Genomic DNA, 10400 nt, shown 5'->3' with positions numbered 1-10400 from the left:
CCCCCCCCCCCCAGGTATAAGTTATCGTAAAGTAGTAGGAGAAAATGAGAGGAATTGGATAGATGGTTCTGATGTTTATATAGACTCAAGGCACACCCTTAGCGCCAATCGGAATTTACATAGTCTGACTATATATCAAGGTGGGAATGTGGATATAAGAGCCCCCTATAGGCTCACGATTGGTGCGGGTGGAATAAACGTTTATGCATCGGTATCTGCGGCGTATATTTCAGGGGGTGGAGTTCTTACTTCGAGTCAAAAGTTCTTGGATGTCTGGCTTAGAGTACAGGGAGAAAATTTTGAGGTTTTTCATATTGGCTCCGTCATTGCTGATAATGGGGTAAATAGCGTAGGTCTGCGAATAAGAGGGCCGGTGAATAACGGGTACAGGGCTGTCGTATTGGATGGAGATAAAAGTAATACCTTTACTGGACCTGTCCTAGTGTCGGGGCGGAGTACTAGGATTACGCTAAATAAGACGAAGGGGGCGATTGCGATTAGCGGAGATATTTTTATTGATAGTGGTGCGAGGATCGCTCTTTGGGGTAGTAAACAGATTGGGCGTAATTCCACCGTGCGATTGCGAGACTCCAGTTTTCAATTTACCAGGGCAAGTTTTATAAAAGAGGAGTCCTTTCACAAGCTTGTGGTCGAGGGAAAGTCTCTTCTCCATTTTGATTGGAGTGGATCACCACAGGGTAAGCGTTTTCTTTATTTGGACGACTTATCAATTGCTAATGGGGCTGAGCTAGTCGTCCAGGGCTGGCGAGAAGGCACTCACTTTTTCCTTGTTCGGAAGACGAGTAGCAATCTTGAGGATGCACTAAAGCGGATTGCCTTTAAGGAATATCTACCTGGGAGAACTCAGCTTGAAGACTATAACAAAGATTACTGGGCGATTTCGGGAACGCCGGAGCCTGCAACTTATGGCGCGACTTTTGGCGTGGTCGGAATCGGACTAGTCGTGTGGCGGAAAAAGAAGCCGCATCGGCACTGTCGCTGAGCCGAGCAAAAGGGGCTGAGACTTTTCCCGCCGTGAAGAACCCCGGCCTTGCGTCCGGGGCTTCTCCTCCACCAGTTGGCGGAGCCTTCGGCTCCATAGAACAACTGCCTCGCTTGACCTCGCCATGAATGGCGATGCTTGCGCTTTGGCGGGTGGATTACTTTGCGTGCTACCTTTTGCCCGCGCGATGAATACGGCAGAGGCAGCCTGTCTCAGATTTTCCCAGCCTTACGTTTGGAGACGAGGGTGTAGAAGTCGCCGAAGAGCGGGTCGGCGTCGTTGGGGCCGGGTGCCGCTTCGGGGTGGTATTGCACGGAGAAGATGGGGAGCTCGCGGTGGCGCAGGCCCTCGACCGTGCCGTCGTTTAGGTTGACCTCGGTGACGATCCCGCCGCCCGCTTCGATGCTCTTGGGCTCGGTCGCGAAGCCGTGGTTTTGCGCGGTGATGGAGACTTTGCCCGTTTCCAAATTTTTAACGGGAAGGTTTCCGCCGCGGTGGCCGAATTTGAGTTTAAAGGTGTGCCCGCCGAGCGCGTAGGTGAGCATTTGGTGGCCGAGGCAGATGCCGAAGGTGGGGAACTCGCCTAAGAGCTCGGTCACGGTTTTGTGAATGTAGGGGAGCGCGGCGGGGTCACCCGGGCCGTTGGAGAGGAAGAGGCAATCGGGCGCGTGTTCGCGGATGAGTGCGGCGGGTGCGGTGGCGGGGAAGATCTGCACCTCGAAGCCGTGGCGGACGAGTTTGCGGTAGATGCTGTGCTTCGCGCCAAAGTCGAAGGCGGCGACGCGGTAACGGGTTGCGGGGGCGGTGGTCGTGCCGAGCGTCGTGCCAGCGGGCAGGTAGGGCGCGTTATGGTTTTCGGACGCGTCGTCGCGCCAAAGGTAGGGCTCGCGGCAGGTGACTTCGCGCACGTAGTCGCTGCCTTGCATTTCGGCGGCACTGCGCGCGAGGGCGACCGCCTCGGCGTCGCTGAGTGGCAGAGTGGAGAGGCAACTGCGCATGGCCCCTTCGACGCGGAGTTTTTTGGTGAGGGCTCGCGTGTCGATTTCGCTCAGACAGGGGATGCCGTGCGCAGTGAGGTAATCGGGGAGCGAGGTCGTGGCGCGCCAATTACTGACGACGGGCGAGAGCTCGCGCACGACGAGGCCGGAGCACTTGGGGCCGCCCGCTTCGTTGTCCTCGGCATTTAGCCCGTAGTTGCCGATTTGCGGGGCGGTCATCGTGATGATTTGGCCGCAATAGGAGGGGTCGGTGAGGATCTCCTGATAGCCAGTCATCGAGGTGTTAAAAACACATTCTCCGGTGATGGTTTTGGCGGCACCGTAGGCGAGGCCGCGAAACACACTACCGTCTTCAAGAGCTAGGACACCGGGCTTGGGCGTGGACATTAAAGTGCAACGAAAGGGGGCCGCCGCGTCCTCGTCAATGGCGGGGCAACGAGAAAACACCTTAGGGCCTGCTCCCATCTCAAACGCGAGCCGCGACGGAGGCAGATTTTCCACTGCGCGTGGGGCGGCGGTCAGTGACCGCTTCCATTTAATTTGGGAATTGGCCCCGTCGCTTCGCGACGAAACCAATTCCCAAATTTGAAAGCATTCCCCCTGTCGCGTTGCGACAGGGAGAGTGGTAAAAGGGAAAGTAGAGTGATAACCCGTTTGGGGGAGGTGGGAAAAATTACCCATAAACTCCCGCCTCCAAGTTTGGGGTCCTTTTCACAGAGCCGCTTGGCTGCTGTGCGAATGCACGGCAGCCAAGCGGCTCTGTAAATGGGTGCAGCGACACGCTGCCGCCCCACGCGTAGTGGAGGTCTGTGAGCTCTGGCATTTACCTCGCGGACAGTGGTAGCCCGTCCCTTCGGGCTGCGATTTTATCGTGTCAGCTATTTGACAGGTTTTCTGCGAGGGCTACCCCTTTGCCCCTTACGAAAACCCATGCCTTACAAAGAAGATCGCGCGACTTGGTATGAGGGGCAGGGCCTTTGGGCCGATGTCCCCGCGAGTGACTGGAACAGTTGGGGCTGGCAGTTGCGTAACCGGATAACGACGCTGGAGCAGCTCGAGCGCTACTTGACGCCGACCCGGGAGGAGCGCGCGGGAATCCTCTTTGCCAAGCAAAAGCTCTCGCTGGCGATTACCCCGTATTTCTTTAACCTCATCGACCGCGATGATCCCGACTGTCCGATTCGCAAGCAAGTCATCCCCCGCGCGGGCGAGATGCAGCTCGCCGAGGAAGAGATGCTCGACTCGCTGGGGGAGGACGAGCACTCGCCGGTCCCCGGGCTCGTCCACCGCTACCCTGACCGTGTGCTGTTTCTGGTGACGGATCGCTGCGCGTCTTATTGCCGCTACTGCACGCGCAGCCGGATGGTGTCCAACGCGCAGCACTACGACTTTCACCCGCAGCACGAGGCGGCGTTGGCCTACATCGCTGCGCATCCCGAAGTGCGCGACGTGTTGCTCAGCGGTGGCGACCCGCTGCTGCTTTCGGACGGGAAGCTCGACATGTTACTGGGCCGCTTGCGTGCGATTCCTCATGTGGAGTTTATCCGCATCGGGTCGCGGATTCCGGTGTTTTTGCCGCAGCGCGTGACGCCCGAGCTTTGCGAAATTTTTAAAAAGCACGGGCCGATTTGGATGAGTATCCACGTGAATCACCCGCGCGAGTGCACCCAAGCGCTCAAGGACGCGTGCGAGCGGCTGGCCTTTGCGGGGGTGCCGCTCGGAAATCAGAGCGTGCTACTGCGCGGGATAAACGACGACCCCGAGGTGATGAAGGCACTCGTCCACCGACTGCTGCGGATGCGCGTGCGGCCGTACTACATTTACCAAATGGATCTGATTACGGGCGGCGCGCACTTTAAGGCCGATGTGCGGCGCGGCATCGAAATCATCGAAGCCCTGCGCGGGCACACGACTGGTTACGCGGTTCCCCAATACGTGATCGATGCGCCTGGCGGCGGCGGGAAGGTGCCGATTAACCCCGAGTACTTGGATAAAATCACCGACGAAGAAGTGGTCTTCCACAATTTCGAGGGCCGCCGTTTCCGTTACCCGCTGAAGAGCACGCCACTCGTGGGCGCACGAGTCCCCGATGAGGCGGCGCCGCAGAAGCCTGTGAGCGAGCCGGAGCGTGTCGCCGAGCCGATTGCTGAACCTGTGTCCGTGTAAGCGCGGGGGCCGACCGGACTTTTTTCAGAAAGGGTTAAAAAGCTGAGCAAACTTTGAACGTTTCCCGCGCGGCCTCGTCTAGCGGCTGCGTAGGTTAAACAGGTTTGTCATTCATATAGGTTTGTTTGGTGTTAGGTCACATGGGCCGCCCTGAAACGGGCGGCCCTAGTGTTTTTATCCGGGAAAGGGAAGTGTGAGTCAGCGAGGCGAGTGACCACGCGCCGCCAAATAAACTGCGCTAAACCGTGACTGCTACAGCAGCGTGCCTTGCTCGTTGGTGAAGCCGGAAAGTCCGATTGCGCGTGCGCCCTTTGGCGTGATGACTCGGCCTTGGGGCGTGCGTTGCAGGTAGCCTTCTTGGATAAGGAAGGGCTCGTGCACTTCTTCGAGTGTTTCGGACTCCTCGCCGACGGCGACGGCGATTGTGCTCATGCCGACCGGGCCGCCACGATAGTTCTCGGCTATGACGCGCAGCATCCGCTTGTCCATCTCGTCGAGCCCCGAGGCGTCGATTTCCAAAAGCTCGAGGGCCGCGGCGGCGATTTTTTGGGTAATCCGTCCGTCGGCGCGTTCTTGGGCGTAATCGCGGACGAAGTTGATCAGGTTATTGGCGATGCGGGGGGTGCCGCGTGCGCGTGCGGCGATTTCTGCCGCACCGCCCGCGTCGATTTCGACCTGAAGGAGTCCGCAACTGCGGCGGATAATGCCCGCGAGGGTGGGGGCGTCGTAGTAGTCGAGCCGCGTTTGGAGGGTGAAGCGCGAGCGCAGCGGTGCGGTGAGTAGGCCGCTGCGCGTCGTCGCTCCGATGAGCGTAAAGCGCGGGATGGACAGCCGCACGCTGCGGGCGTTGGGCCCTTGGTCGATCATGATGTCGAGCCGGAAGTCCTCCATCGCCGAGTAGAGGTATTCCTCGACGGTTTTTTGGATGCGGTGAATCTCGTCGATGAAGAGGATGTCGCCCGCTTCGAGGTTCGTAAGCAGCCCTGCGAGGTCGCCGGCTTTTTCGATGACAGGGCCGGAGGTCACGCGGACGTTTCTGCCGAGCTCATTACCGAGGATAAAGGCGAGCGTTGTCTTGCCGAGCCCGGGCGGGCCGGAGAGTAAAATGTGGTTAAGTGCTTCGCCGCGACGGCGGGCTGCACCGACCATCACGCGCAGCCGTTCGATGGTTTTTGCCTGGCCGGTGAAGTCTTCAAACTTGAGCGGGCGCAGAGCGGCTTCGGCAGGCGAGCCGGTCGCGTCGAGCGCAGTTGCCAAAAAGTCGACTCCCGTCTTTTCGGGTTTTTCGGGGGAGCGGGTGGGCGCCTGGGAGGCGGAGGTCTCGACGATACGGGCGTGCTGCACGTCCGAAAAACTGCGGCTTCCCGTTTCGGGCGAAAGCTAAAAAGCGCAGAGAGCCGGCGCGAAGGGACGGGGTATCTGGCTCCTTCGCGGCTCGCCACTCACGTGTGCTGCGCACGCTCGTCGCTGTGTTACTCGTCGATCATCTGCATGAGCAAACTTCGCTTCTCGCGCCTTGCCGCTGTGCTGCTCAAAATCTGCCTCCGTCGCGGCTCGCGTTTGAAACGGGAGCAGGCCCTAGCGGGGCCTGCGTTTGCTAAGTCCCCCATTCGACCTCGGCACCGAGGCTGCGGAGGTTTCCCACGAAGTTTGGATGGGCGCGGCGGATGGTGTCGGCATTTTTAACGACGCTGGAGCCCGGGATGCTTGCCGCGACCATGTAGAGCGCGACGGCGGCGCGGATGATGTAGGGCGCGTCGACGATTGTGGGGTGCAAGGGGCGTGCGCCGAATACGATGACGCGGTGCGGGTCGCTTACGGCGATGTGTGCCCCGAATTTGGCGAGCTCGTGCATCCAGCCAAAGCCGCCTTCGTAGACCTTGTTCCAAAACTGCATTGTGCCTTCGGCGCGTACTGCGAGCGCGATCATGCAGGGGAGTAGGTCGACGGGAAAGTAAGGCCAGGGCGCGGCCTCAATGCGCGGGAGCAGGTTGGTCGTAAAGGGGGCGGCGATGTGGAGGGGTTGGCGTGCGCGGACGAGCGCGGTGTCGGCCTCGTGTTCGATCGCGACGCCGAGTTTACCGAAGGCTCGGCCAATGAGGTCGAAGTGCTGGGGCACAGAGTGGCGCACGCGCACTTCGCCGCCGGTGATAGCCCCAAGTGCGAGGAAGGTGACGACCTCGTGATGGTCGGAGTTGATGGTAAAGGTGCCGCCACGCAGCCGCTCGACTCCGGTGATGACGAGTTGGCTAGTGCCGAGGCCACTAATCTGTGCTCCCATGCTGACGAGCACTTGGCAAAGGTCTTGGACGTGGGGCTCGCTCGCGGCGTTGATGAGGACAGACTCGCCCTCGGCAAGGACGGCGGCCATGGCGAAGTTTTCAGTCGCCGTGACTGACATGTAGTCGGGCCAGTGGCGCGCGGCGCGAAAACGCCCGTCGAGCTTGAGCGTGTGTGCGTCGCCGGATTGAGAGAGCTTTGCGCCGAGCTTCTCTAAAATCTCTAAGTGCGGATCAAGTTCGCGGATTCCGAGCGAGCAGCCTTTGGCGTTAGAGGGCAGGCGGAGGCGGCCCATGCGTTGAAGGATTGGCGCAAAGAGGAGCACCGAGGAGCGCATACCAGCAGGGAGTTCGCCCGCGAGTTGTTCGGTGTCGAAGTTGCGGTGTGAGACAGTGAGTGTGCAACTGTCGCGATCCCAGGTGAGTTGCGAGCCTTGGGCAGCGAAGAAGGCGAGGAGTTTTTCGACGTCTGTGATGTTGGGCACGTTGTGCAACGTGACCGGCTCGTCGGTGAGCAGCGTTGCGCACAGAATGGGCAGTACCGAGTTTTTGTTACCCGAGGGGGTGATGGTGCCGGAGAGGGGCTTGCCGCCGTTAACGATTAAATCGGCCATTACAGGGGCTGGGAAAGAGACGCGGAAACGAGAGGAGGAGGCGGGGCAGCTTGAAAAAACAAAGACGAGGCAGTTCTCAGGCTACCACAGATGGCCCATGAAATAGAGGGGATTGCGAATCGTGACGCGCCGCTAGCGAGCGGCGCGTCAACAATGAAGGGGGAGCGTAGGCCCTTAGATCGCGCCGCCGCTTTGCTGACCTTCGGAGCGCGGCCCACTACGTCCGCGTCCGCCACGCCCACCGCGACTGCGGTTGCGTGGGCGATCGCGTTGCTCGTCCAGGCCCCGACTGGGCGAGGCGTGCTCGCCTGCAGTTTTCTCGCCATTGCGGCGGCCACTGAAGGACTCGCTGCCGCTACGGGGACCGTTGCCGGTGCCGCGTCCGCGTCCGCCGCGACTGCGACGTTTGGGGCCGCCTTCGTGACGTTGTTCGCTGCGGCCTGAGGCTTTTGAGCCAGAAGCACTGGGCTTACTGTTACCTCCGCCGAAGAGGCTCTTTAGCCAACCGAAGAAGCCTTGGGGCTTGGCGGTCGGTTTGGCAGTCGGGCTGCCGGCAGCGCGTGGGCCGTGCTCGGAGCGCGGTTCGCGTTTGGGGCGCTCTTCGCGCGACGGTTTTTCGGAGCCCGCGTCACTGCGTGGGCTGCGCGAGCGCCGCTCGGGTTGGAAGGTTGGTCGGCCTTCGCTGCTGCCGCGTGGGCTGCGCGAGCGCGGAGCTTCGGCAGTCGCGGCGTTGTTCGTTTTTTCGCTATCGGTCGCGGCGGCGGCAGCCCGGCGCGCTGGGTGCTCACTGGGGCTTTCCCAGCTTTGGCGGCTGCGGTTGGGTTGGGCGGGCGGTAGGATTTTGAGTTCAGGCTTGGGCTGTACCTGTGTTGTAGGTGTTTCGCCACTACTTTCAGAGCTGTTTGGAGTCGTGGACGTTTCCGGCTCCGCAGTGCTTTCCTCTGAGGTCGGGCTTGTCCGGATTAGCGGCTCCTCGTGTTTAGGCGTTTCTATTTGCGACAGCTCCTCCTGACGCGGCGTTTCGACAACAGTCTCTCCGGTAAACGGGTTCGAGTATTCGCTTTTGGGCGTGATGACTTCGATCGCGGTCGGTTGGTATCCGTTACTGTTTGGCTGGGGCGCCGGGGCGTCGGGAGCAGTGATAGTCTTGCGTTTGCCTCGGGCCAAGCCCGAGCCGCGAGAGGTTCCGAATGCGAAGTCCGACTGCGGCTGGTCTTGTGCATCGGGTTGTGATGCCTGATCCGTGGTGCTTTCTTCGAGGCGCGTAGTGGCGGGCTGATCGCCACCAAGGCTTGCGCATGTATCGCCGCTTTGAGCGGCAGGGGTTGTCGCAGTGGGCTCGTCGAGCACGGCACCGGACTTTTCTGTGTCTGACATGGGTTTTGTGTAGTTTTATGTAGCTAAGGCACTGGAACCGCAAAAAAGAGCGGCGAGCAGCCATGTATTTAGTGAGGACTTTGGCGGTGCTGCGCGCGCCTCCCGCGCGGGCTCTACGCCAAAGTTAAGCAGCGGAGGGTCGGGGAGCCTCCGCGCCGCTGCAAGCATCAAACAAAAAGCCTCGCGCAGGGGGGCGGCTTCTTTCAGCCTCTGCGGGTTTATGGATAAACTCGAAGAGATCTTTCGGATGCAGGAGGCACTCAACCAGCGGATTGGCGTGACGCTGCCGCCTGCCGATGATGAGGAAAAGACGAGGTGGGTGCTCAACTACACACGCGCCATGCAGCAAGAGACTGCGGAGCTGATCGATAGTGTGCCGTGGAAGTGGTGGGCGAAGTACCAAAAATTCGACGAGCAAAACGCGAAGGTCGAGGTCGTCGATCTGTTCCACTTCCTCGTCTCGCTGGCTCAGACTCTCGGGATGACTGCCGAGGATGTCTACCAAGCGTACCTGAAGAAAAATGCAGTGAACCATCAGCGTCAGGATAGTGGCTACGTCGCGAAGGACGCAGACGACTCGAAGCACATTTAGCGGCTAAAAACGGGAGCGCTGATTAGGATTGGGGCTTCGTGTCGGCGCTCTTTGATAAGTAGCGTTAATATAAGATAAGACCGCTAAAAACCATGCCACACCCTCTAGATTTTTGAGGCGGCTTGTGCTAGGGTCGGCGCCGAATCCCACACTATCTTATGACCCCACAAACACCCGAAAAGGAAATTCCCGTTAAGGGATACTCGGCGACTCAGCCTGTCGTGCTAGATGCCGCTAATGTAAGTGAAGCCGACCTCGCTGCGGCGGCGGAGGCTTTTCATCGTGATGGCTACTTTATCGCTCGCGGAAACTTTTCTCTCGAAGAAGTTGAGGAGATTAACTCAATCTTCGCGAAGATGCATGCCGATGGTGGCGTCCCAGGGTTTTACGAACTGGGCAAGCTGGATGGCTGGCGAGATGAAGATGACAGAACCGAGAACAGAGACCAGGTAGACCCGTTGCGGGTGTGGCCGCGTGTGATGCACGCGCATCGTTTTAACGCAAGGGCCCGGGATTACTTCTTGCACCCCAAGATACGGGTATATGTTGAAAAATTCATGGGCACAGACTCCGTTGGGACCCAAACCATGTATTACTTTAAGCCTCCCGGTGCGCGCGGGCAGGCGATGCACCAAGACAACTTCTATATCTTGGCTTCGCCTGGCACCTGTATGGCTGCGTGGACCGCGTGCGATGATTGCGATGCCGAAAATGGCGGCTTAATGGTCGTTCCCAATTCGCAGAATTCCGACTTGGTCTGTCCGGATACAGCCGATCCCAACCTAAGTTATGCGCCTCATAAGGTGCCGATTCCAAAGGGTCTGAAGCCAATCCCAGCTGACATGAAAGCAGGCGACACGCTCTTTTTTAATGGTAACGTAATCCACGGTTCGGGCCCTAACCGGTCAAAAGACCGTTTCCGTCGCTCATGGATTTGCCACTACGCGAGGGGGGATATCGCCAAGATCTCTGAATACTACGCTCCCGTCGTTACGATGGATGGCCGAGATATCGCGGTTGAATCCGAAAAAAATGGGGGTCCTTGCGGCGGTACTTGGAAAGGGGCAGCGGGGTACTGATCTGTCGGGCTCCTAAAAGCTCCTAGGCCTTAGGGTCTGCTCACATTTGAAACGGGAGCAGGCCTTAGCCAAAAATCTAACAAACCCAAGCCACTCAGTAGAGAGGCTTGGGTTTTTCTATTAGTGTCGAAAGGCTTCCCAACTACGTTTAACTCCGCCCCTTCGGGGCTTATGGCTGCTGCTCTCTATCTCATAATCGACCGTTATGACTCACTGATAACCTGAATAGGGAGATCGTTTTGGCTAATGCTCTCCTCTCGTGAGCGTTCCGAATTTAGCCTTGGTGATTCCT

8 protein-coding genes are annotated in these 10400 nt (G+C 59.1%); 4 read left to right on the top strand and 4 right to left on the bottom strand.

The annotated features are described in order from the left end of the window. On the top strand, window positions 1–1003 hold a 1003-nt coding region (locus AXK12_RS08850), incomplete at its 5' end, for a PEP-CTERM sorting domain-containing protein (protein WP_156468812.1). A 212-nt stretch (window positions 1004–1215) separates the two neighbouring features. Here AXK12_RS08850 and carA read toward each other — a convergent pair. Then, window positions 1216–2388 (bottom strand): glutamine-hydrolyzing carbamoyl-phosphate synthase small subunit, encoded by a 1173-nt coding sequence (carA, locus tag AXK12_RS02740; RefSeq protein WP_068711242.1) that lies wholly within the window; start codon window positions 2386–2388, stop codon window positions 1216–1218. A 543-nt stretch (window positions 2389–2931) separates the two neighbouring features. Here carA and AXK12_RS02735 point away from each other — a divergent pair. Then, entirely contained in the window at window positions 2932–4167 is a 1236-nt protein-coding gene (locus AXK12_RS02735; protein WP_068711241.1) for a KamA family radical SAM protein, read from the top strand. Between the two features lie 252 nt (window positions 4168–4419). On the opposite strand, the gene ruvB is transcribed toward AXK12_RS02735, so the two are convergent. From ruvB to AXK12_RS02720, 3 genes are all read right to left on the bottom strand, one after another. Further along, entirely contained in the window at window positions 4420–5424 is a 1005-nt protein-coding gene (gene ruvB / locus AXK12_RS02730) for a Holliday junction branch migration DNA helicase RuvB (RefSeq protein ID WP_068711245.1), read from the bottom strand. Between the two features lie 340 nt (window positions 5425–5764). Beyond that, complete coding sequence (locus tag AXK12_RS02725; protein WP_068711240.1) at window positions 5765–7060, bottom strand: UDP-N-acetylglucosamine 1-carboxyvinyltransferase; 1296 nt, start codon at window positions 7058–7060, stop codon at window positions 5765–5767. Window positions 7061–7234: 174 nt separating this feature from the next. Beyond that, the gene (locus AXK12_RS02720) at window positions 7235–8437 is read right to left on the bottom strand and encodes a hypothetical protein (protein ID WP_068711239.1); all 1203 of its coding nucleotides are present in this window, start codon (window positions 8435–8437) and stop codon (window positions 7235–7237) included. Between the two features lie 220 nt (window positions 8438–8657). Between AXK12_RS02720 and AXK12_RS02715 the strand changes: the two genes are divergently transcribed. Both AXK12_RS02715 and AXK12_RS02710 read left to right on the top strand, forming a co-directional pair. Beyond that, a complete protein-coding gene (locus AXK12_RS02715) occupies window positions 8658–9029 on the top strand; it encodes a dUTPase (protein ID WP_068711238.1) in 372 nt (123 codons plus the stop codon). A gap of 158 nt (window positions 9030–9187) precedes the next feature. Further along, window positions 9188–10108: a phytanoyl-CoA dioxygenase family protein gene (locus AXK12_RS02710; protein ID WP_082782594.1), complete on the top strand. Its 921-nt coding sequence runs from the start codon at window positions 9188–9190 to the stop codon at window positions 10106–10108. The last annotated feature ends 292 nt before the right edge of the window (window positions 10109–10400 follow it).

This window comes from Cephaloticoccus capnophilus (assembly GCF_001580045.1).
GTDB lineage: Bacteria > Verrucomicrobiota > Verrucomicrobiia > Opitutales > Opitutaceae > Cephaloticoccus > Cephaloticoccus capnophilus.
The sequence above is the reverse complement of the archived record's forward strand: the minus strand, read 5'-3'. Positions and strand labels throughout refer to the sequence as shown.